The sequence below is a fragment of the Roseivirga seohaensis subsp. aquiponti genome, from assembly GCF_001267955.1.
In the GTDB taxonomy this organism is placed as follows: domain Bacteria; phylum Bacteroidota; class Bacteroidia; order Cytophagales; family Cyclobacteriaceae; genus Roseivirga; species Roseivirga seohaensis.
Map to the genome: position 1 here is coordinate 159,946 of NZ_JSVA01000009.1, position 22,805 is coordinate 182,750.

Consider the following 22,805-nt stretch of genomic DNA (forward strand, 5'->3'; position numbering starts at 1 on the left):
TCAATCTTTAACCAACCATAATTCGAATCACCATGCCCAAAGGATTTCTAATAGACCAAGACGGAGTTATATATGTTGAAAACAGATTGATTCCTGGTGCCGACAAGTTCGTAGAGATGCTTCAGAAGGAGAACATTCCCTTCACTTTTATGACTAATAACAGTCAGCGAAGCCCTTTGGATGCCGTACGAAAATTAGAAAAGCTGGGGATTTATGTAGAAGAAAAAAATGTATATACCAGCGCCATGGCTACCGCTCATTTTATGGGGCAGCAATTCCCGAACGGAACGGCCTATGTGTTAGGAGAAGGTGGTTTGATTTCAAGTTTACATGAGCACGGTTTTACCTTGGTTCAAAATGACCCTGACTTTGTGGTAGTAGGTGAAGGCATCAACTTCACTTTAGAAATGGTGAGAAAGGCGATTGATTTTATCCTTGGCGGTTCCAAATTCATTGCTACAAATCTGGATCCTTCGCCTAGAAAAACGGGTTGGAACAATTTAGGCATCGCTAGTATTGTAGCCATGATTGAAGCGGCAACAGGAAAAGTAGCCTTTACCGTAGGCAAACCTAGCCCGGTAATGATGCGGCAAGCCAGAAAGCACATTGGCTTGGCTACAGACGAAGTCACCGTAATTGGCGACACCCTAGCTACCGATATTCAAGGCGGAGTACAAGTGGGTTACAATACCATTTTGACTTTATCTGGGATGTCAAAAAAAGAGGACTTAAACGATTTCCCGTTTAAGCCCGATATGGTTGTTAATTCGATTGCAGATATAAAACTGCCACTTCCTTGGTGGAAATAGATCTTAAAAAATCTATTCTGGCATTATCATCAAAGGCATCGGAATGTCCATCACCAATCGTTTAGTTTCACTTCCACGTGCAATTCTATCTATAAAACTATGATGGCGTGAAATCATAACGAGTAAGTCGATATTTTCTTCCTTGGAGAATGCCAATAAACCATCTTCCACATCGTAGTCTCTTTTGAAGTGAAAAGAGTGATTTACCTTTTTCAAATATTTCTCTAAGCTTTTAGCGATTTCAATTTCATCATGCTCCAAGTCTTTATCTTGATCGATATGAATAACAGATAAATGAGCGAAAAATGCCTTTGTTAATGCAATTACAGGTTCAATGGAATGGGCGGCAGGGCTATGCTTATAGTCACCCGACATCGCAATTTTCTTCATTTTAGTAATGTCCGCATCTTCAGGTAATGCTATAACAGGACATTCCACATTTTTAATGACCGTATAAGCATTGCTTCCCATAAATACTTTCTTAAGCCCAGAAGCACCATGAGTTCCCATAATCACATAAGCTACATCGTGTTTTTCAAGAACATCGGTTAAGGCGCTCAAAAGTAGACCTGCGGTTATTTCAGTGCTATACTTCACACGGTCGAGCTCAGGTGTTTTCTTAATAAAATCAGTCATGCTCGACTCAGACGCCTTTTGTAAATCATCTATCATTGAGCCTACTATTAACGGAGTGCCATCTGTAGTAGCCACAGGCAGCATAAAGGAATGAAGTAAAACCAATTCCATATTCATGCGTTCGGCCACTATTATGGCATTTTTTAACGCATTTCGAGAGCAATCAGAGAAATCTATTGGAACAATAATCTTTTTCATAATAATGTTTTTTAAAGTTAACACGCTAAGTATTAAATCGTTTTATAAATCTAGAACTGAGGGCTGATATGAAAATTACAGACCTTCTAGATTCTATATCCAAGGTATGTTGGTATCTTTAACTTTGGCCTGACAGGCATCAGTAAGAAATATGATCCTCGTCATCATTTTAGAAACGCATGGAGATTCCCTTCTTAGACCTTAAGCGACAATATCTTTCCATAAAAACAGAAATGGATACTGCTGTTCAATCGGTGATTGACGAACATCGTTTTATTGGAGGGGAAGTAGTTTCAAGTTTTGAAAAAGCCTTTGCCAAAGCCCACAAAACCAAGCATTGTATTGGAGTAGGGAATGCCACCGATGCCCTTTTTGTTATTCTGAAATCTTTGGGAATTGGGAATGGAGATGAAGTAATTGTTCCAGCCCACGGTTGGCTCTCTGCTGCCGAAATGGTTTCACTCAGCGGTGCCACGCCCGTCTTTGCCGATGTTGAAATGAAGCGTTTTGGCTTAGACCCCATAAGTGTAGAAGCGAAAATTACCGCACGGACTAAAGCCATTATTCCCATCCATTTGTATGGACAAATCTGTGAAATTGAAGCTTTGGCCGAACTCTCAGAAAAGCATCACCTGTACTTGATAGAAGATGCCGCCCAAGCGCACTTTGCAGAGAAAAACGGAAAAATGGCAGGCAGTTGGGGAATTGCTTCGGCTTTCAGTTTTTACCCTAGTAAAATCCTCGGGGCCTTTGGCGATGGCGGTGCAATACTCACCAATGATGACATTTTCGCAAAGCAGTGCCGAATGTTTGCCAATCATGGTGGCTTGTCAAAAAACGACCATCAAGTGAAGGGCATCAATAGCAGACTTGATACGCTTCAGGCCGCTGTACTCAATGTAAAGCTCAATCATGTTGAGAAATGGATTGAAGCGCGAAATCGAATTGCTAAAAGGTATTCAGAGGCATTCAAGGATATTCAGGGAATCATCACTCCAGAAGTAAATGAAAGAGAAACGCATAACTTCCATATTTACTGCCTTCGAGTTAAAAATAGAGATGCGCTAAAAGTGCATTTTCAGAATGCCGGAATTTCAACTGAAATTCATTATCCGTTGGCCAGTCCATTGACACCAGCTTTTAAGGCTAATGATAAACCTGAAGGTTTTCCCAACAGTTTTCAACTTCAAAACGAAGTGCTTTCATTGCCCATTTACCCAGAATTAACAGACGCTGAAATTGAGTACGTTATTAAAAAGGTAAAGGAGTTCAATCAGTAAAAATACCCCGTTATTTAGGTCGTCAACTGATTAATTATCTAATAATAACTGTTTTATAGTTTTCTATCCTGATCCCGAAGTTTCGGGAGAAGGAACTATATTTAAACTCTAGACCCTTCGTAAACTCAGGGAAAGAAGTCCGAGGTTTCAGGATCATAGGTACATTAGTTTTATAAAAAAGGATGCCCTTTCGGACATCCTCGTTAATTTCTAAAACTCCATCGGTACTTCAATCACCAACACTTCGGCATAAGATTTTGCCTTAATTTCGAAGCTATTGGTTTCGGTAACCGCCACGGCATCTCGCGTATCTAAGCTTTCATTGGCGGCAACAAGCTCTCCGTTCAAAACAAAAACATAAACGCCATTTCCAGGGTGCTTTACTTCATAAGTCAATTTTGTACCTGCATCTAAATTGGCCAAACTGAACTCCGCATTTTGGTTAATCCAAAGCGCATCACCTCCATTTGGAGAAACTACCGTTTGAAACTTATTCATGCGGTCTTCCGCTAAATACGTTTTCTGTTCATACCTCGGCTCAATGTTTCTTTCCTTCGGGAAAACCCAAATCTGAAGAAAATGAACAGCCTCATCTTTATTATGATTGAATTCTGAATGTTGAATTCCTGTTCCAGCCGACATGATTTGAACATCGCCTTGACGAATTACTTCATTGCGGCCAGTGCTGTCTTTGTGTTCCAAATCACCTTGAAGTGGAATCGAAACAATTTCCATGTTATCGTGAGGATGGACACCAAAACCCTGACCTCCATCCACTTCGTCATCATTCAACACCCTAAGTGCCCCAAAATGAACGCGCTCAGGATTGTGATAACCCGCAAAACTAAAAGTATGACGGCTTTTTAACCAGCCATGGTTTGCTGAACCTCTTGATTCTGATGTATGTACAACGGTTTTCATAATGAATTTCCTCTCTTGTTTAAAATGTATGTATGTACATGTATTAAACTTACTTTGCTCTAAATCAGTTCCCAATTTCGTTTTTTAAAACATAATATCAAGCCCTGCTCGGGCTAGGTGTCTTTTCGGGTCGCTCCTACGGAGCTTGTGAATTGCGATTGGGGTATTGTCTTTTCTACAAGCAGTTCGCCCCGATGGGGCTGTGGCTGCGGATTACCATAGTGAACTCGTTGGCGGAAATAGATTTCATAATAATAGTAGTGCTGAAAAAATGGGCCTTCAAGCTTAGAGAAAACATAGACAATCATTTTCAACCCCAGCGGGGTGAAGGGTTTTTTAACTTTAGCAACAAACTCTCATTAGATAAATTTTCATTTCACAATCTTACCTCCATTATGCCTATTGCCGTAGTCATTAAAAAGGGGTTGCAAAATTCAGGAAAAACATAAGCTCTTTAGATAACCCCAGCGGGGTAAACAGTCTTTAGCCTAACCAGAAATATCTATTCGTTAAGCTTACCTCTCAATTATGTTCACGCTGATAGTACCAACTTACGCAGTCATTAAAAACAGGCTAATTACCTTATTAAAAACAGAAGCATTTTTAAATAACCCCAGAGGGGTGAACCGATTGTAGCTTTAGCAACAAGTTATAACACCGAGCCCCAGCGGGGCGGCCTAACCCTCTATCCAATCGAACAAATATTTCTCTTCGAATTCAACATTGAATTTGTTTAGAAAATCAATATACTCCTCTTGAAAAGTTCGCTTTTGGTGATGCTCTACTTGATTATTAATGTACTTGATCACATTATCAATTTGCGATCTAGAATACGAAAACGCACCATAACCCACCTGCCAATTAAATTTTTCCTTAACCCAATCGCTCTCATTGATAAATTTTGAAGAACCAGGTTTAACATCACGCACCAAATCTGATATTGATATGTTTGGCTCAAGTCCAACAAGCAAGTGCGTATGATCTGGCATAGAATGAATTGCTAAAAGTTTCTGTCCTCTATTTTTTACTATACCAGTAATAAATTTCTGCAGCGTTTCCTTATTCTTTGGTTGAATCAAATTTTGATGCCCTTTTACGGCAAAAACAATTTGAATATATACTTGTGTATAGGTATTAGCCATAATCTTAACTTCCACTTAAAACCAAATAATCTTTGAATAAGATATAATTGATAATTATAAAAGAAAATAGGTTCAAAGATTAATTCAATTACATCCTTGGGTCGCTCCTACGGAGCTTGTGAATTGCGATTGGGGTATTGTCTTTTCTACAAGCAGTTCGCCCCGATGGGGCTGTGGCTGCGGATTACCATAGTGAACTCGTTGGCGGAAATAGATTTCATGATAGTCGTAGTGCTGAAAAAAATATACCTTCAAGCTTAAAGAAAACATAAACTATCATTTTCAACCCCAGCGGGGTGAAGGGTTTTTTAACTTTAGCGACAAACTCTCATTAGATAAATTCTCCTTCCAATAATCTTCACTCCCATTGAGCCTATTGCCGTAGGCATTAAAAATAGACTACAAAATTCAGGAAAAACATAAGCTTCATTAGATAACCCCAGAGGGGTGAACTGGTTGTAGCGGCATTAACGACAAACTCAAACACCAAGCCCCAGAGGGGCGGCCTGACCCTAACCTCATTTCTATCAAAAACATAAAATGAACAATTGTATTGGTCAGATAAAACACATTTGGCCAAACGAATTTCAGAATAAAGGAACTAATGTGTCGAATGAAGCTTTCCTCTTATTAATATTTTTAATTTTGTCCGTGAACGAACAGGTGAGGCCGAACATCAAAGTGGTAATACCCGCATACAACGAAGAGCGATCTATCGCGCATGTAATTGCTGATATTCCAAAAGACTGGGTGAAGGAAATTATTGTGGTGAACAACGGTTCTACCGATAAAACAGCCGAAGTCGCTGAAAACGCTGGGGCTACGGTACTTCATCAACCCAAAGCAGGTTATGGAAATGCTTGCTTAATGGGCATTGAATACTTAAAAGACCCCAGTAACAGCCCCGATATTTTAGTGTTTATGGATGGCGACTATTCTGACTATCCACAGCAATTGACAGAAGTAGCAGGGCCTATTGTAAATGGTAAGGTAGATTTCGTCATTGGCTCTAGGGCTTTGGGAAATCGTGAAGGAGGTTCCATGACCTTTCCTCAGGTATTTGGTAATTGGCTGGCCACTTCAATGATGAAATGGTTTTATAAAGTTAATTATACCGACCTTGGCCCTTTCCGTGCTATCGCTTTTCCTCAGTTAGTGGCGCTCGACATGAAGGACAAAACCTACGGTTGGACGGTGGAGATGCAATTGAAGGCCGCAAAACAGAAATTACGAATAACAGAAGTGCCCGTAAACTATAAAAAGCGAATTGGGGTTAGCAAGGTGTCGGGTACTGTGAAAGGCACCGTAATGGCCGGCTACAAGATTATCTTTACCATATTTAAATACCTATAAATGTATTGGCTAGAGCTGATCATATTAACATTATACACTGGAGCGCTGTCGTTTATTTTCGTCTACAGCATATCACAACTGAACCTTGTTTATAAGTACCGCAAGGCGAAAAGAAAGAATTTACTTCCGCAAATCCCCGAAATTCCTGCCAATTATAAACACCCTTTAGTTTCTGTTCAATTACCAGTTTACAACGAATTGTATGTAGTGGAAAGGCTGATTGATGCGGTGGCTTCACTCGATTGGCCAAAAGACAAGCTGGAAATTCAAGTGCTGGACGATTCGAATGACGAGACCGTTGATTTGATCGCAGCAAAAGTAGCCGAATGGCAGGCCAAAGGAATTGACATTGCACAAGTGAGAAGGCCTGAGCGAAAAGGCTTTAAAGCGGGGGCGCTGCAGTACGGAATGAAGATTGCCAAAGGCGAATTCATCGCCATTTTTGATGCGGATTTTGTTCCAGAAAGGGACTTTCTAAAAAATACGGTTCCGCACTTTGCGCATGATGAGAAAATTGGAGTAGTTCAAAGTCGTTGGGGGCACATCAATGAGAATTACTCCATGCTGACCAAACTTCAGGCCTTTGGCTTGAACACGCATTTCTTCGTAGAACAAAATGGGCGCTCCAGCGGAGGTCACTTCCTTAACTTTAACGGAACCGCTGGTGTTTGGCGAAAAAGCTGCATCAATGATGCTGGTGGTTGGAAAGCCGATACGCTGACTGAAGATTTGGATTTGAGTTACCGCGCTCAACTTAAAGGCTGGCAAATTTTTTATGTGTCGAACACTGTGGCTCCTGCGGAACTTCCTGCGGCCATGGGCGCTATTAAATCGCAGCAATACCGCTGGACAAAAGGCGCGGCTGAGACCAGTAAAAAGCTACTTCCTCAAGTACTGAAGTCGAACCTTTCTTTCGGAACGAAATTTCATGCGGCTTTTCATTTATTGAATTCCGCCATTTTCATTTGCATAGTGGTTACGGCCATGCTAAGTATACCTGTTTTGTTCATCCGTAATCTATCTACAGGTTGGGTAACGCTGTTAAACGTTTCTAGCATTTTCCTACTGGGCTATATCTTTTTGGTCATCTTCTATTGGAATGGCTTCAAAGAAAAACGCGAAGGTTTTTGGAAAACCCTCAAGGAATTTGTGCCTCAAATGTTTATGCTGCTTTCTGTATTTCTAGGCCTGAGCATTCACAATGCTGTAGCCGTTTTCGAAGGTTGGATTGGAAAGAAAACCCCATTTGTACGTACCCCAAAATTCAACATTACAAGCAAAAAAGAAGGCTGGAAAGGCAACAAATACTTCGTGAAGAAAATCAATCCGCTTACCGTGGTGGAGGGATTGCTTTCGCTCTATTTTATGGCTGGTTTGGGCTTGGCCTTTTACTTTCAAGATTTTGCTTTACTCCCTTTTCATATTTTGCTTAGCTTAGGCTTTCTGTTGGTATTCTATTATACCGTGCAGCATACGCGAAATGCCTGAAAATAATAACCGACTTTCATTTGCCTACATTCTATATGCCATGCTCATTCTTGTGGCCGGCTATTACTTAGATCGTGCGCTGACAATCCCCTTGCTATCGTCTTTTGTATTGATGGCCGTATCCATGATTTACATTATGCGCTGCACGCAAGAACGAGAAGCAGATTTGCCCTTTTACTGGGCCATGCTGCTTCGGCTGCTTTTGCTCTTTTCCATTCCTGGTTTATCCGATGATGTATACCGCTTTATTTGGGATGGCAGATTGCTGACTCAAATGGTCGATCCGTACAAAGAATTGCCTACAACCTATTTAGTGCAGGGTATTGAAGGCATTAATATTGGTTTATTTGCCAAGCTTAATTCCCCCGAGTATTTCTCGGTGTATCCGCCTTTTAATCAGGTGTTTTTCTTCCTATCGGCTTTGCTAAGTCCGGGTTCCGAATTCTGGTCCATTGTGATTTTACGCGTGATTATTCTGGCCTTCGAGTTTGGCAATATTCGTTTGATCAGAAAGCTATTACGCCATTATGGTTTGCCTGAAAGGTATGGCCTTTTCTATGCGCTTAACCCTATGGTAGTCCTAGAGCTAACCGGCAATCTGCATTTCGAAGCCATTATGATTTTCTTCCTGCTTTTGGCCTTGTGGAATTACGAACAGAAGAAGCTTCATCAGTCAGCCATTTGGTTTGGGCTCTCGGTAGCAACAAAATTTCTACCCCTGATTTTCCTTCCGCTGCTGATCAGAAAAATTGGCTTTAAGAAGACCCTGATCTACGGCCTCATTGTGGCTGGAGTGCTTATTATTTCTTTTCTTCCATTAATCAATACGGCCCATATTTGGGCGATAAAAGACAGTCTAGAACTGTATTTCCAGAAATTTGAATTCAATGGCAGCATCTATTATTTAGCGCGTTGGTATGGTTTTGAAACCGAGGGGCACAACATTATAGCGCAGTCGGGGAAATGGATGATGGCCGCTACTTTTATTGGAATTTTACTGTATTCGCTTTTGCCGTCAAAAAAAGAATTGCCTGTGCGAATGCTCTGGGTTTGGACGATTTATTTGCTCTTTGCTACCACGGTTCATCCTTGGTATGCCATTCCTTTACTGGCCATTAGTGTGTTTACCGAAAAGCGATTTGCGTTTTTATGGACACTGCTCATTTTCTTTACCTACGCCAACTACCTTGGTGGTGAATATTTTGAATGGATTGAAATCGTGATTATCGAATACAGTCTGGTGGCTATTTTTGCCCTTTACGAAGCCACAGGCCGCTCATTGCAAAGGTGGTTTTTTTGATGCCAAGGATTACTAAATTGGCATCAATGTTCAGGCACCTTTCCCTCATTTTCGTTTTTCTTATGTTTGGTTTCTTGGCCAACAGTCAAGAAGGTTTTAGGGTGATTCTATCTTCTGGAAAAAACTACAAAAAGACGGAAAAGGGATATTTTGAACTGAAAAACGGAACACCTCTGAGCAAAAAAGATCAAATCGAAGTGCTACCAAACGGCTTGGTCATTTTGATGGATAGCGAAGGGCGGTTATTAGAAATTGAACTCGAAGGCCAGTATAATATGGCCACGCTCGACCTTAAAGAACTCTATCCTCCTTCAGAATTGATTTATACCGAATGGGAAAAATTCTATAACCCAAAACGAAATTTAGAAGCTTGGCCACCCAACGAATACGCCAAAGAACCTTCCAATTTTGTAGACCTCCACCTCAATTTCCCTTCTTCTACAGAAGTTTATGGAAGGTACATTCAACTGGACTGGGCAGATATTCAGGATCAATATCAAGTAAGGTTTTGGAACGAATATGATCAGGTTTTTGAAACGCATGTTGTCGATTCCACTCATTTCAGCATTGACCTTTTGAGCAATAGCTTGGCATTTAAAGGCCTATTTGGGGTGGAAGTATTCGCCAAGAATAGTAAACGATCTACGGGAGTTTATTTTCTAGATAAGCTCTCTCCTCCGGACAAGGAATTGCTCGATCAAGCCTTGAATACTTTTCCTGAAGAAGGTACTATGCTCACTGATTTGACCAAGGCCATTATGTTTGAAAATAGAGGCCTATTTGCCGATGCGGCCACGGCCTATCAAAACCTCATTAAGCAATACGGTGACTTGATGATTCCTTTCTATCAGTCTTATTTAGATCGGTTTGGGTATTAACCTATTTCAGGGCCAGACAGGTGCTTTCGTTAATTTATACAGGTCTGACCTCCGGTCCCGAACCTCTTTTAAAGTCGGACGGCACGTCAGACTTGTGTACTAGGTAATGAACTACGACTACTTCTGCGAAAAACTTGAGGCTTTTAGTATTATCAGGTCTGACCTCCGGTCCCGACCTTAGAGTGGCCCTTCTGTAATCGGTTGGTACCGAAGCGCAGACCGTACCCTAAAAGAAGATTGAGATTGCTTAACGTATTCTATAATTTATAGATGAAATTCTCGATAAGCTACAACCACCCTTGAAAGCTTCAAGTGCAAAAAAATGGGGAAACTTTCGGCTTTGTCATTGCGAGAAATAAACTTCGCGATAGCGGAAGTTTGTGACGAAGCAATCTCTCCGTCCATGGCCACTACTGTTTTAAACAGACAGACCGAAACATCGGAGCCTTCGGTTGCCTGAAAAGGAATTCCTTCGCTATAGGCTACGGCCAACGTTCTAGGCTATGAGTAGTTGCGTGGTTTAGCACTCAACTTTACAAGTACACACCAAGTTGGAAATTCCTGCGGAATTTCCAAAGTAGGCGAGAACAAGCAATTACTTATAGCCATTGTTGTAGCCAGTACTTTTTTTAGTCCCACCACAACCAAATTCCGTTCATTTCTTTTATTAATTCTTTTAAATTTTCTACTTCTCCAACTCCTTGGTCAACAGAATCTGGACAGAATTCATAAACTTCTTCAGAAAAAGTGTCCAAGTCAGTTGGTAATTTTTTGAATTCCAATTCGAGCCAATCACGTCCGCAACCAATTACTGTCAATCCGAATTCATCATTCCATTCAGATATTTTGGTAACAATATCGTCATTCTCATAATCGTGATTAATTCCGTCCGTTCTTCTATATCGCAAAATATCAAGGTCGTTTGTTCCTTTTATTACTCCAATACTTTTAGAATCATCTTCTCCTGTAAAAGCAAATATTAAATATCCCTTTGCTCTAAATTTTTCCTTTAACTGTTTTACAATCGTGTTTGCTTTTTCTTCTGAAATACTTGAGTGAATTCCGTTATGAAATTCATCCAAAACATCAGCAGTTTCTTGGTCGATTGCTGGCAATTGAATTAATTCACTTTTGGTTTCTTTTTTTAGGTCTTTCATAAGTTCGATATCAAAATCTAACTTATTGACTAATTCAGTTTCTTTCGGTGATAAGTCTTTTGCTCCACAACCAAAGAAGGATAAAATTCCCATAAACATTAATATTTTTTTCATTCAGTTTGTTTTTTCTCGTATTGGCTACAACGTTAGCTATCGATCACAAACGTGGCGTATAGCGATATAAATTGTCACAAAGTGAGCGTTAGCACCCCAATATGGTGTGCTATACGCACCTTTTAACAAGCAATAAGTTTAGTGAAATTAACTGATAGAACAGCAATATTTATTGTCTATTTAGCATTTAACATGCTGCGTAACTGAAGTTAGGCGGCTTTCGATCCAATAATCGTAAGTACGTTTGTAACTCTTGCGCCAGAGCTTTCACAGGAGGGAGGTACAGTTCGAGTAAAAAAGTAGTAGCTACTAAACAGCAAGTTCGTAAGTGATGTGCTTTTTTCCTGGCACAGCGCCTAATGCCTTATGAATAGCAATCATTTTATCATTAAAATCGCCTACCCAAGAGAGTTCCCCTTCTACATACTGGCTTTTCATGGCGCCTTCAAAGCATTTGTAAACCAAAACGGATTCTAGTCCAGTGTTTTGGAATTTTGGATGCGTTCCCATGGCCCAAACCCTAAGCCTAGTAATGGTTTTCTTCCGCTTCAACATCACAAAACGCAGCTTATTCCAAAGACTGAGTTTACCATTCAGGTGTTTTAAGATTTGATTTACATCGGGCAACACCAAAACGAAACTAGCAGGTTGCCCATCTACATAAGCAAACCAGATGTAGTTAGGGTCGTAAAAAGGCTTTACTTTTTCGAAAGTCTCTTTTACATACTCCTTTTTAATGGGGGTGAAATTTTCGTGATGTGCCCATGCCGAATTATAGATTTCCATGAAATCAGCGGCACATTCATCAAATCGGTTGGCATCTAGGGGTTTTAGCGTAAGGTTTGGTTTTTTCGAAATGGCATACTTCGCAATTTTGACAAAGCGCTCTGGCAAACCATCCTTTATGTTCAAATGGTTGGTCAGTTGTTCCATCTTCTTTTTAAAACCATAGGCTTCAAAAAAATCACGGTAATGGGGCGGGTTATAAGCCATTCCGTTTGATGGATGTGTAAAACCCTCTACCAAAAGCCCCCAATACGAATCGTTTTCGCCAAAATTAATCGGTCCTTGAATCGTGTTTACCTTTCTTTCTAACAGCCATTTTTTGGCGGTATCAAAAATTTGAAAGGCTATGGATTTATCATTAATGGATTCAAAAAAGCCAATACCACCAATCCGTTGAGTACCAAAATTAGCTTTGTTCTCATTAATAAAAGCAGCAATTCTGCCAATCAGGTTTCCCTTATCATCTTTAAAAACCCAACGCGCGGCCTCTCCATTTTGAAAGAACACGTTTTCTTTCGGGTCAAAAATATTATTGATTTCCTGATCCAAAGGGCATACCCATACCGGATCATTTTTGTAGATAACTCTGGCCACGTCCAGAAAATCCTTCTTATCTTTTTTACTCTTAACCTCGATGATTTGCATTGACCTAAGCTTATCCCTGATTGTTACAAAGAAATCTGTTATTTAGTTCTGGTTAAAATCTTTAAGCGTTTTTTTCAACCGCTCACTCTTCCATCAACTTCAGAAGAATTTCCTGAGCCGCTTTTGCAATTACTGTACCCGGACCAAAAATGGCCGCAGCTCCAGCTTCTCTCAGAAAATCGTAATCGGCTGGAGGAATTACACCACCTGCAATAACCATTATGTCTTCACGCCCTAGACGCTTTAATTCGGCAATAAGTTGTGGAATTAAGGTTTTATGTCCTGCGGCCAAACTCGAGGCGCCAATCATGTGCACATCGTTTTCGGCTGCTTGAAGTGCCGTTTCTTCTGGGGTTTGAAAAAGTGGTCCAATGTCTACATCAAAACCTAAATCGGCAAAACTGGTAGCAATTACTTTAGCACCACGGTCGTGGCCATCTTGCCCCATTTTCGCCACCATAATTCGCGGTCTTCGACCGTCCATTTCGGCAAACTTATCGGCCAATTCTCGGGCTTTTTTAAAGTCTTCGTTGTCTTTCACTTCATTTGAATATACGCCAGAAATTGATCTGATCACAGCTTTGTGTCTTCCGAAAACATTTTCCAATGCTGTAGAAATTTCCCCTAAAGAAGCCCTCAGCCTAGCGGCATCCACTGCCAGTTCGAGCAAATTGCCTTCGCCAGAACGGGCAGCATCTTCTAATGCTTTTAAGCTCACTTCTACTTTTACTGTATCTCTATTCGCTTTCAAAACCGCCAGCCTTTCCAATTGCGATTTTCGTACCGAAGCATTATCCACTTCCAGTAAATCGAAATCTAAGGCTTCATCTACCTGATACTGGTTTACCCCTACAATAATGTCTTTTCCTGAATCAATTCGTGCTTGCTTGCGGGCTGCGGCTTCTTCGATTTTCATTTTCGGAAGGCCTTGTTCAATGGCTTTGGCCATTCCGCCAAGCTCCTCCACTTCTTCAATCAGTTCCCAAGCCTTTTTTACCAGTTCTTCGGTAAGGTATTCCACATAATAAGAGCCGCCCCATGGGTCTACCACTTTGGTAATGTCAGTTTCTTGCTGAAGGTATATTTGTGTGTTTCTGGCGATTTTTGCCGAGAAGTCCGTAGGTAAGGCAATGGCCTCATCTAAGGCGTTTGTATGCAGCGATTGCGTATGACCAAGCGCAGCGGCCATGGCTTCCACACAAGTTCTAGTAACGTTATTGAAAGGGTCTTGCTCTGTTAAGCTCCAGCCCGAAGTTTGGCTGTGTGTTCTCAGTGCCATCGACTTTTCGTTCTTTGGATTGAACTGCTTTACAATTTTTGCCCAAAGCAAGCGCCCTGCTCGCATTTTAGCAATTTCCATAAAATGGTTCATGCCAATTCCCCAGAAAAACGAAAGGCGTGGGGCAAAGGTGTCAATGTCCATTCCTGCATTAATGCCGGTGCGGATGTATTCTAAACCGTCTGCTAAAGTATAAGCCAGCTCGATATGCGCTGGCGCACCCGCCTCGTGCATGTGATAGCCCGAAATACTGATCGAGTTAAATCGAGGCATATTTTTGGACGTATATTCGAAAATATCGCCAATGATTTTCATAGATGGCAAGGGCGGATAGATATAGGTATTCCGCACCATAAATTCCTTCAGAATGTCATTTTGAATGGTTCCGCTTAACTCTTCTTTTGCCACACCTTGTTCTTCTGCGGCAGCAATGTAGAATGCCATGATGGGCAACACCGCTCCGTTCATGGTCATGGAAACCGACATTTTATCGAGCGGAATTTGATCGAAAAGCAGCTTCATGTCCAAAATGGAATCGATGGCCACACCTGCTTTCCCAACATCACCCACCACGCGTGGATGATCGGAGTCATAACCTCTATGAGTGGCCAAATCGAAAGCTACAGACAGTCCCTTTTGCCCTGCGGCTAAATTTCTTCTGTAAAAAGCATTTGATTCTTCGGCCGTGGAAAACCCAGCGTATTGGCGGATGGTCCAAGGGCGTTGGGTATACATTGAAGCATAAGGACCTCGCAGGTAAGGAGGAATTCCCGCCACAAACTTTAAATGCTCGGCATCTTTAATTTCGGAAAAAGAAATAGTTGAAGGCACTTCAATTCCTTCTGCAGTTGTCCAATTTTCAGCAGCTTTAGTTTGAGTACTTTCAGCCGAGATGTTGAGTGGTTTTAATGTCGGTCTCATAATTTCGGATTAAAGGGCTAAAGCGTTAATGTCGTTTTCAGAAAGGTTTTTTAAACCTCCTTTTTCTTCAATTTGTTGAAGAATGCCCCAACTTTTTTCTACCAATTGGGCGGTCAGTGATTCTATATAATAAGAGCCAGCAGAGGGGTCGAGGGTTTTGTCCAGATACGATTCGTCTTTAAGAATAGTAGAAATGTTTCTGGCAATGCGCTCGCCTTGGGCTGTATTTTTAGGGAATAGCTGATGGAAAGGTTGAATAATCACAGCGTCTGTTCCTCCTATAATGGCAGTCATGGCTTCCGTTGTTGCGCGCAACAAATAATTATATTCATCCTTGGTGGGTTCGTTCCATTGGCCAGAACTAGACGAAATCTGAATGATGTTCAGTGCTAATTCAAAACCATATGAATTTGCAAGCTGAGCAACCAAAATCCTTAATGCGCGATGACGGGCGATCTCTAGAAAGTATGATTCACCTACATTGAGGTTAAACTGCAGTTGGTTAAACCATGCTTGAACCTCTTCAGTTGTGGTCGTATTCGTGTCAATAACATCGATCGTTTTGGCAAGTAGAAGTGCTAAACCTAGGCTTGCATTCTCATTTTTTTCTTCTGAAAGGAAAAATCTGAAATTGCGCAGCTTACTTAAAAAAGGCGATTCATTGGAGCGGATAAAGCCTCTTACTTCATTTTCATTAATCCCTTTTGCTTTTACATAAGCTTCAAAGGCATTCATTAACGACTCAGCTCCATTTTCTATTTCAAAACCAATCTGGCAATAATTGAGCAGCACATCTTTGAGCAGTATGTCGAAATTTGGAACCGCTATCAGTTGAAATAAAATGCCTGTAGCGCCATTGTTTAGGGCTAAAAGGGCCTTTTCATTGGCCTCTTTTTCCGAGTCCACCTTAATTACTTGGTAGTTAACCCAATTTCTTATTCCTAGAGCTTCTGCCTGCTGATTTGGGCTTTGTAATTGTGGTAATGAATCTGGTAAATCTTCTTCAGTGTAAAAAGGCTTTCCTTCAACACCCGCGATTTTCCAATTCAGTTCTTCAATAGATTTTCCTTTCAGTTCTTTAATGATTTGGTTCTGCCAAGCTTTAGGCTCTGGTTTTTTAAAGTCATCGAAAAGTCTTTGCTCCATACTCCATCCATTTAATGACACGAAAATAAGGGATTTCAAATCGCCATGCTGATTTAAAGTGAAATTCACATTGATAAACTGGATTTTGAAACCGGTTTAGGCCATTTAACAGGCGCTGAGGCACATAGCTAAGGGAGCTAGTTTTGGCGGTCAAATTATTTTCACCTCTCTTATGAATTCGCCTTTCATGTTCGTCTTATTTTTATCATTTTTGTCGTCCCCCAAAAATCACTTGGGGATTTTTTATCCAATTTGTATAATCAATTGATGGTGAAAGATTGCGTATCGGTTTGGGAAGACTGTCTCCGATTTATTAGGAGCCAAGTGGGCGATCAAAGTTTCAAAACTTGGTTTGAACCTATCGTTCCACTCAAACTGAATGAAGGTATTCTTACCATTCAGGTACCAAGCCAGTTCTTCTACGAATATCTAGAAGAACACTATGTTCAGCTGTTAAGGCAGGTGATTCATACCGAACTGGGGCCACATGGCCGACTTGAATACTCTGTAATTGTTGACAGTGGAAGCGCCCAAAATCAAGCTTACTCTGTAACCTTACCTAATCAAAACCCAAAGAATAAATGGGAGCAAGACAAACCGGCAAAAATTCATAGCCCGTTTGACATGCCTTCGGTAGAAGACGAGTTTCGACACTCTAACCTGAATCCGAATTACGATTTCGAAAATTATATTGAAGGCGACTGTAACCGTTTGGCGAGGTCTGCCGGTATAGCTGTAGCCGAAAAACCAGGGGTTACTTCTTTTAACCCGTTGATGGTTTATGGCGGAGTTGGCTTGGGGAAAACTCACTTAATTCAGTCTATTGGAAATAAAATTAGAAGAGACGATAAAAAGCATTTTGTGCTCTATGTGTCTTCTGAAAAATTTACCACCCAGTTTACTGACGCAATTAAGAACAACAGCATTCAAAGCTTTACCAACTTCTATCTACAAGTAGATACTTTGATTATAGATGATGTGCAGTTTTTCTCGGGCAAAGAGAAAACGCAGGAAATGTTCTTCCACATTTTCAATCATTTGCATCAGAGCGGCAAGCAAATTATTATGTCGAGTGACAGGCCGCCAAGAGACTTGAAGGGCTTGCAAGACCGGTTACTTTCTAGGTTCAAATGGGGACTAACGGCAGATTTACAGATGCCTGATTTTGAAACCAGAATTGCCATTATCTCCAGAAAAATGGAATCGGATGGAATTTATATTCCTGATGATGTGGTGGAATATTTGGCTTATAGTGTAGATACTAACGTGCGTGAATTAGAGGGTGTTCTGATCTCACTTATTGCTCATGCAACGCTAAATAAAACGGAAATCAACCTAGAGCTGGCCAAGCAAACGCTTAAGAACATCGTTCACGACATTGAATCGGAAGTGGGTGTTGATTTTATCCAAAAGTCGGTAGGTGAATACTTCCAGATTAGCGTGGAAGATTTGAAAGATAAAACGCGTAAGAAAGAGATTGTAATTGCCCGACAAGTAGCAATGTACTTGTGCAAAGAATATACAAACCACTCATTAAAATCTATTGGTTACCATTTTGGTGGCCGCGACCACTCTACCGTAATTCATGCGGTGCAATCGGTCAGCGATATGATTGAAATTGACACTAAGTTCTGCCATAGCATGGACGAACTCAAGAAGAAAATGAGAATGAAATCAGTATAAAAAAGGGGCTTTAAGCCTCTTTTTTATTTCTCTAAAACCTTTGTGTGGTTTTTTCAATCTTCACTCATTCTTCAAACAGTCAACAGGGTTAATTCTGGCTGATTTAATCGTTTGAAAGCCTACGGTAAGCCAGGAAATTAACAAGGCCGAAATACCTGCCAAGGCAAAGAACCACCATTTCAATTCAATGGAATAGGCAAAATTTTGAAGCCATTGGTTCGAAAAGTAATAACCAATTGGGATGGCAAGAATGATGGAAATCAGCACTGTTTTAGTAAATGTAACCGTAAGTAATTTTACTACTACAGCTTGGCTTGCACCCAATATTTTTCTGATTCCAATCTCTTTGCTTCTTCGTTCTGCGGTAAAGGTGGCCAAACCAAATAGGCCAAGGCACGAAATGAGAATTGCAATACCCGCCATGTAGTTGGACAGTTGGGCTACCTTATCTTCAGTGCTATACAGGGCTCGATAATCATCTTCTAAAAAGGAAGGCTCGAAGTCGTGTTTTGGGTTGAACTTGGCGTAAATCATTTCGATTTTTTCAAGTGTGTTTACTTCATCTCCTGGTTGCAATCTGACGATAAAATCATCTCCGCTACTCCTGAAGCGGAAAAGCATGGGCTCAATTTCTTGGTGCAATGAGCCATATTGAAAATCACTTATCACACCTATCACTTCCTTAAAATCGTCTGGCGAAGCTTCCAGTTGAAAGCCAATTGGATCTTTCAGTCCCATAAATTTTACAGCGGTTTCGTTCAGCATTATTTTGCTCTCATCGTCATTCATTTCTTTTGAAAATGCCCTGCCTGCTACAAGTTTTAGTTCCAGCGTTTCAACAATGTTATAACCGATTCTTGGCGATTTGAACAGGTGATTGTCATCCTCGTCACCTTCTTTCCATGAGTAGCCGCTGCTGTTGTCATTTCCCCAAAGAAAGTCGCCAGACATATTGCCAACACTGGTTACGCCAGGCAATGCCCTAAGCTCTGTTAAAAACGGAGTAGGATCGAAATTTTCTGGGCCTTTTCGGGTAAAGGTTATGATGTTTTCACGATCATAACCCAGCGGTTTACTATAGGTATATTCCATCTGTCTATTGATGGTGATTACCCCAATAATGAAAATAATGGACAGGGTGAACTGCACCACCACCAAACCTTTTCTGATCCACTCCTCACCCCTTAGGTTAGCTACTTTTCCTTTAAGCACTGCCACGGGCTTAAAGCCTGACAGGTAGAAAGCAGGGTAACTACCGGCTAGTAGTCCTGTGGCCAATACGATGGTTAAAAGGGTTAAAATGAAATCGCTAAGATTAAATTCAAACTGCTTAGAAGTAATCTCATTGAACTGAGGAAGAAGCAAAACAACCAAGCCAATGGCCACCAAAAGCGCCAGAAGTGAAAGTAAAATGGACTCTCCTAAAAACTGAAGAACCAAGTCTCTGCGGTTGGCTCCAATGGCCTTTTTCACGCCTACTTCTTTCATTTTTTTGGAAGCTTGCGCAGTAGAAAGGTTCATGAAATTGATGCAGGCAATTAGTAGAATAAAAATGGCAATGACTGTGAAAAGCCGAACATTCTCTATTCTACCACCTACTTGAATTCCATTATCATACGTTCCATAAAGGTAGTTTTTGGCATAGGGCTGAAGGAAGAGGTTTTGCTTATTATTACCTGTTTTTTCATGCATTAAACCCGCAATTTTTTGATTCAATTGCTCGACATTTGCCCCTTCTTTTAAAAGTAAGTAGGTGCGTGCATAACCACCTTTCCAATCTTCGGCCCATTCTTCAGCATCGATCAATACTCGGTAATTGACAACAATATTGAATTGCTCGGTGGCATTTTTTGGAGGATCCTTAAACACACCAGTTACCACAAAAGCTTGGTTGAAAAATGAACTCTCCCATTCAATCGTATTACCCACTGCCTTTTCAGCAGAACCAAACACAGTACTGGCCAGCGACTCTGAAATTGCAACTGAGTTTTTGTCTTGAATTATCCTTTCTGTTGTTCCCGAAATCAGCGGGTAAGTCATGACTTGGAAGAAGTTAGGGCTCGCAAAAAGGCCGTTTACTTCAAAGTTTTTTTCGCTGTGGCTAATGGTGCATTGAGGCCTAAAAAAGTGATTGCCCACCCGCACCGCATCTTCCACTTCAGGGAATTCTTCTTTTATGGCTTGTGCCAATTTGCCCGAAGTATAATCCCAAGTGAGCACGCTTTCGGGTAAAGTGAAATTGGTGAAGACCCAATACAGTCGGTCGTTTTTCTCATTGAATGTATCTACCGAACGTTCATCATTTACCCAAAGGAAAATGAGTAAGGCCGCAGCTAAACCCGTGGAAAGGCCAATAAGGTTAATTAGGAAAGTAGCTTTGTGCCTTTTGAAACCTCTGAGCGTGATTAATAAATTGTGTTGTAACATACCGAGATAATTGAGTTGATGATTTCCGCCAAGCCCTCTGACCAAAGTAGGGCGTAGCAGTTTTAAGACCTCACGATTGTAAAGCCGTCTAGATTTTTTGACCGAGTACTCAGCTAAATTTTCAGCGAATACTTCCTCCATATCGCCTTCTATTTCTTCTAAAAAGTCTTTTTTCAGAAAGAAGCGTAGAAGCCTTAATGACCAGCGAGGCGGCTGAATATCGTTTTGTGCGTTGTTCAAATTAGCTGGTGGCTATGTTTGGCATGGCTGACCAAAGTTGGGTGCGGATGTCTTTCATTTCTTCCAAAACCCTGTGGGCATAAGGTGTGGCGCTATAAATGCGTTTACGTTTTCCGCCTCTTTTTTGGGTGGATTCCCCGAATTCTGAAGTCAGAAAACCCTTTTCTTCCATACGTTTTAAAGCGGACTGTATCGAGCCTACGCTCAGCTTTTCTTTGAGTCGATCTTCCAGTTCGCGCTTAATTTCTACCCCATAGGCTTCGGCTTGAAGCACAACCACCGTCATAAGTACTAGCTCTTCAAACTCTCCTAATTTGGTTTTCTTCATAGCTATATCATTCGTAATTGCAGTAAATATAGAAAATTATTTTATTCGCAATTGCAGTTTTTATTAAAAATAGTATGGGGCATTGAGAAATGTGTAGTGCGTTGGGCGGCTAAAAGTTGCCTTAATGCTAGTTGTTGACAGTGACCTTATATTTGTTATGATGCGTGATAAGATCTCTACGAGATGACTGTAATAGCTGGATGAGGTCGGTTTTAGACTGCTTCGTGCCTCGCAGTGACGGTTCTGGGAAAAGCCTGTTCGATCAGTCATGCCGCCCCGAAGCTTCGCGGGTGTTTCGGTATCCCACAAAGATATTGGAGGATCAATTCTTCAACTAATGGCTAATTGAAGTTCTTTATGCTGAGAAGAATAAATAGACACCAGTAGCTAGGTTAAAAATAATACAAGTCCAACCCGCATATACTTTAAGCTTTATACTAATCATGATGGCAATCAAATAGACAAACCCAAAAAAGAACCCTGAAATAATAGGGCCTATAATCCAAAGAAAGCCGCCCAAACCAGCACTATTCGGAATATCAGCACTTAGTGCAATCGCTCGGTTGCACCGAGTGATGTTTAGAGTTTTGGTTTGAAACCAACGTACTACTAGTCAATCGGCAAAGCCAAGCGACTGTTGGGGAATCCTTTTACCGCCAAGAACACGGAGTTTCGCAAAGGTTGGGGTATATGTTGGCTATGCTACTAAGGCTAGCTTTCGTGTAGTTGCTAACAAGCTAAGTCATGCTGTAGGCATCTTTTTAGAAGCAACGGGAAGGATGTCTAGGTCTGGTGAAAAGCAAAACCTGGATACTAACTAAGGTTTACTTGCTCAAATTCTCTTCAAGAAACGATCTAAGTGATTTCATACTTGCGATAGTGGTCACAATTTTCCCTTCTGAGTCTACAATGTAATAAGTGGGTAAGGCCAAAATATTGAATTGAAATTGAACATCTTCCGTAACGAAAGCCAGAGGCCAATTGATTACATTTTTGGTTAGAAATCTTTCTGTCGAACTTTTTTTATCATCCGCAATTCCAATGATTCCAAATTCATCGCCATATTCTTCATAGATATCTTTCATCTCTGGAAATGCCGCGATACAAGGCTTACACCAAGTTGCCCAAAAGTCTAGAAGGGTATATTTATTTTGTTTGAATAAAGGAAGAAGATCAATTTTACCAGTGAGTGTTTCTAGACTTATGTCAGGTATCTGATCATTCACATTTACTTTCTTTGGGATGTTAGAAAGAGCAGTCTCTTTTATTATTAATTCTGTGGCACTCTCGTTTATTGATTCAATTTTGAACCCCTTATCCCCAAGTCGAAATAACCCCTTTTTATACTCCCAGTAGTTTGGCTTGGCTATTTTGTCGTTAGCAATTTTGGTAAAAAGTAAGTCTTGCCTTGTACCGAACTTAGTATTAGCGTCAAAATCTGAAATTTGAATTTCATAATTAACCCCATCCACCTCAACAAAACCTTTAGCTCTATCAGGAATAAGCTCATTGAACCAAAATTTGGAGTGAACTACTTTTACATTTTCATCTTTAACAACGCGAAGAGAGTAATCTTCCTCATTCGTGGACTTCAATTTAAGTAGTATTCTTTCTTGATCTTTAATTTTAAATTCCAAGAACTTGGCATTCAATTTACCATCGAAAAAACCGAGAACAGTATCCTTCTCAAAGGATCTAGGCTCACCGTCATCCGTAAAGTCAAAGTTTAAATTATTGTCGAAATAGAAAATAGGCTCTTCAGTCTCGTAGTCTGCTATCATGTAAACAAATGCATGCTTAATTCCTTGTAGGTCACCTCTATAATCAGCAAGACCATAGGCTAGCTTCTTTGTGGTTTTTGGGGCTACAATCTTATGTGATTTTCCGTCCTTATAGATCTTTCCTTCATAAAGGTACTCATAAAGTATGTCAACATCCATTCCATTGGTAATGGCGTCTAGATCCAGTTTTTTATCTAAGGTTACCCTATATTCAGTTTGACCCTGAGTAAAATTAGACCCGAAAAGATAGATAAGTGCAGAAAGAAAAAACCTAATAGATATATTCATTTTTA

General features: G+C 40.7%; 18 protein-coding genes. 7 read left to right on the forward strand and 11 right to left on the reverse strand.

Annotated elements, in window-relative coordinates:
- Positions 1-32: 32 nt before the first annotated feature.
- Positions 33-809 carry an HAD-IIA family hydrolase gene (locus OB69_RS09395; protein ID WP_053223464.1) on the forward strand — a complete coding sequence of 259 codons (777 nt, stop codon included), beginning with the start codon at positions 33-35 and terminating at the stop codon, positions 807-809.
- 12 nt (positions 810-821) lie between these two features.
- Here the strand turns inward: OB69_RS09395 and OB69_RS09400 are convergent, their stop codons facing one another.
- The gene (locus OB69_RS09400) at positions 822-1,643 is read right to left on the reverse strand and encodes a universal stress protein (protein ID WP_053223465.1); all 822 of its coding nucleotides are present in this window, start codon (positions 1,641-1,643) and stop codon (positions 822-824) included.
- Between the two features lie 179 nt (positions 1,644-1,822).
- Between OB69_RS09400 and OB69_RS09405 the strand changes: the two genes are divergently transcribed.
- Positions 1,823-2,923: a DegT/DnrJ/EryC1/StrS family aminotransferase gene (locus OB69_RS09405; protein ID WP_053223466.1), complete on the forward strand. Its 1,101-nt coding sequence runs from the start codon at positions 1,823-1,825 to the stop codon at positions 2,921-2,923.
- A 210-nt stretch (positions 2,924-3,133) separates the two neighbouring features.
- Here the strand turns inward: OB69_RS09405 and OB69_RS09410 are convergent, their stop codons facing one another.
- Entirely contained in the window at positions 3,134-3,844 is a 711-nt protein-coding gene (locus OB69_RS09410) for a pirin family protein (RefSeq protein ID WP_053223467.1), read from the reverse strand.
- A 677-nt stretch (positions 3,845-4,521) separates the two neighbouring features.
- On the reverse strand, positions 4,522-4,986 hold the full coding sequence (tnpA, locus tag OB69_RS09420) for an IS200/IS605 family transposase (protein ID WP_053223469.1): 465 nt from the start codon (positions 4,984-4,986) through the stop codon (positions 4,522-4,524).
- A gap of 540 nt (positions 4,987-5,526) precedes the next feature.
- On the opposite strand from tnpA, the gene OB69_RS09425 reads away from it, so the two are divergent.
- Genes OB69_RS09425 through OB69_RS09440 form a run of 4 tightly spaced genes read left to right on the forward strand, consistent with a single transcriptional unit; the run spans position 5,527 to position 10,005 of the window.
- Positions 5,527-6,339, forward strand: a complete 813-nt coding sequence (locus OB69_RS09425; RefSeq protein ID WP_082338137.1) for a glycosyltransferase family 2 protein — start codon at positions 5,527-5,529, stop codon at positions 6,337-6,339.
- On the forward strand, positions 6,340-7,827 hold the full coding sequence (locus OB69_RS09430; protein WP_053223470.1) for a cellulose synthase family protein: 1,488 nt from the start codon (positions 6,340-6,342) through the stop codon (positions 7,825-7,827). It abuts the gene before it with no gap.
- The gene (locus OB69_RS09435; RefSeq protein WP_053223471.1) at positions 7,820-9,127 is read left to right on the forward strand and encodes a hypothetical protein; all 1,308 of its coding nucleotides are present in this window, start codon (positions 7,820-7,822) and stop codon (positions 9,125-9,127) included. The genes OB69_RS09430 and OB69_RS09435 overlap by 8 nt, the downstream gene beginning before the upstream one ends.
- A 26-nt stretch (positions 9,128-9,153) precedes the next feature.
- Positions 9,154-10,005, forward strand: coding sequence for a hypothetical protein (locus OB69_RS09440; RefSeq protein ID WP_157608533.1), 852 nt, complete (start codon positions 9,154-9,156; stop codon positions 10,003-10,005).
- A 264-nt stretch (positions 10,006-10,269) separates the two neighbouring features.
- Here the strand turns inward: OB69_RS09440 and OB69_RS09445 are convergent, their stop codons facing one another.
- The 5 genes from OB69_RS09445 to OB69_RS09465 all read right to left on the reverse strand — a co-directional run bounded on the left by OB69_RS09445 (position 10,270) and on the right by OB69_RS09465 (position 16,053).
- Positions 10,270-10,497, reverse strand: a complete 228-nt coding sequence (locus tag OB69_RS09445) for a hypothetical protein (protein WP_053223473.1) — start codon at positions 10,495-10,497, stop codon at positions 10,270-10,272.
- Between the two features lie 137 nt (positions 10,498-10,634).
- On the reverse strand, positions 10,635-11,276 hold the full coding sequence (locus tag OB69_RS09450; protein ID WP_053223474.1) for a DUF4253 domain-containing protein: 642 nt from the start codon (positions 11,274-11,276) through the stop codon (positions 10,635-10,637).
- A gap of 309 nt (positions 11,277-11,585) precedes the next feature.
- Positions 11,586-12,707, reverse strand: coding sequence for a hypothetical protein (locus OB69_RS09455; RefSeq protein ID WP_053223475.1), 1,122 nt, complete (start codon positions 12,705-12,707; stop codon positions 11,586-11,588).
- An 82-nt stretch (positions 12,708-12,789) separates the two neighbouring features.
- On the reverse strand, positions 12,790-14,907 hold the full coding sequence (gene scpA, locus OB69_RS09460; protein ID WP_053223476.1) for a methylmalonyl-CoA mutase: 2,118 nt from the start codon (positions 14,905-14,907) through the stop codon (positions 12,790-12,792).
- A 9-nt stretch (positions 14,908-14,916) separates the two neighbouring features.
- Positions 14,917-16,053 (reverse strand): methylmalonyl-CoA mutase family protein, encoded by a 1,137-nt coding sequence (locus OB69_RS09465; protein WP_053223477.1) that lies wholly within the window; start codon positions 16,051-16,053, stop codon positions 14,917-14,919.
- Positions 16,054-16,320: 267 nt separating this feature from the next.
- Here OB69_RS09465 and dnaA point away from each other — a divergent pair, with 267 nt between their 5' ends.
- On the forward strand, positions 16,321-17,736 hold the full coding sequence (gene dnaA / locus OB69_RS09470; protein WP_053223478.1) for a chromosomal replication initiator protein DnaA: 1,416 nt from the start codon (positions 16,321-16,323) through the stop codon (positions 17,734-17,736).
- Between the two features lie 60 nt (positions 17,737-17,796).
- On the opposite strand, the gene OB69_RS09475 is transcribed toward dnaA, so the two are convergent.
- The 3 genes from OB69_RS09475 to OB69_RS09485 all read right to left on the reverse strand — a co-directional run bounded on the left by OB69_RS09475 (position 17,797) and on the right by OB69_RS09485 (position 22,800).
- Complete coding sequence (locus OB69_RS09475; protein ID WP_053223479.1) at positions 17,797-20,403, reverse strand: ABC transporter permease; 2,607 nt, start codon at positions 20,401-20,403, stop codon at positions 17,797-17,799.
- Between the two features lies 1 nt (position 20,404).
- On the reverse strand, positions 20,405-20,731 hold the full coding sequence (locus tag OB69_RS09480) for a PadR family transcriptional regulator (protein ID WP_053223480.1): 327 nt from the start codon (positions 20,729-20,731) through the stop codon (positions 20,405-20,407).
- An 824-nt stretch (positions 20,732-21,555) separates the two neighbouring features.
- Positions 21,556-22,800 carry a TlpA family protein disulfide reductase gene (locus OB69_RS09485; RefSeq protein ID WP_053223481.1) on the reverse strand — a complete coding sequence of 415 codons (1,245 nt, stop codon included), beginning with the start codon at positions 22,798-22,800 and terminating at the stop codon, positions 21,556-21,558.
- Positions 22,801-22,805: the final 5 nt, after the last annotated feature.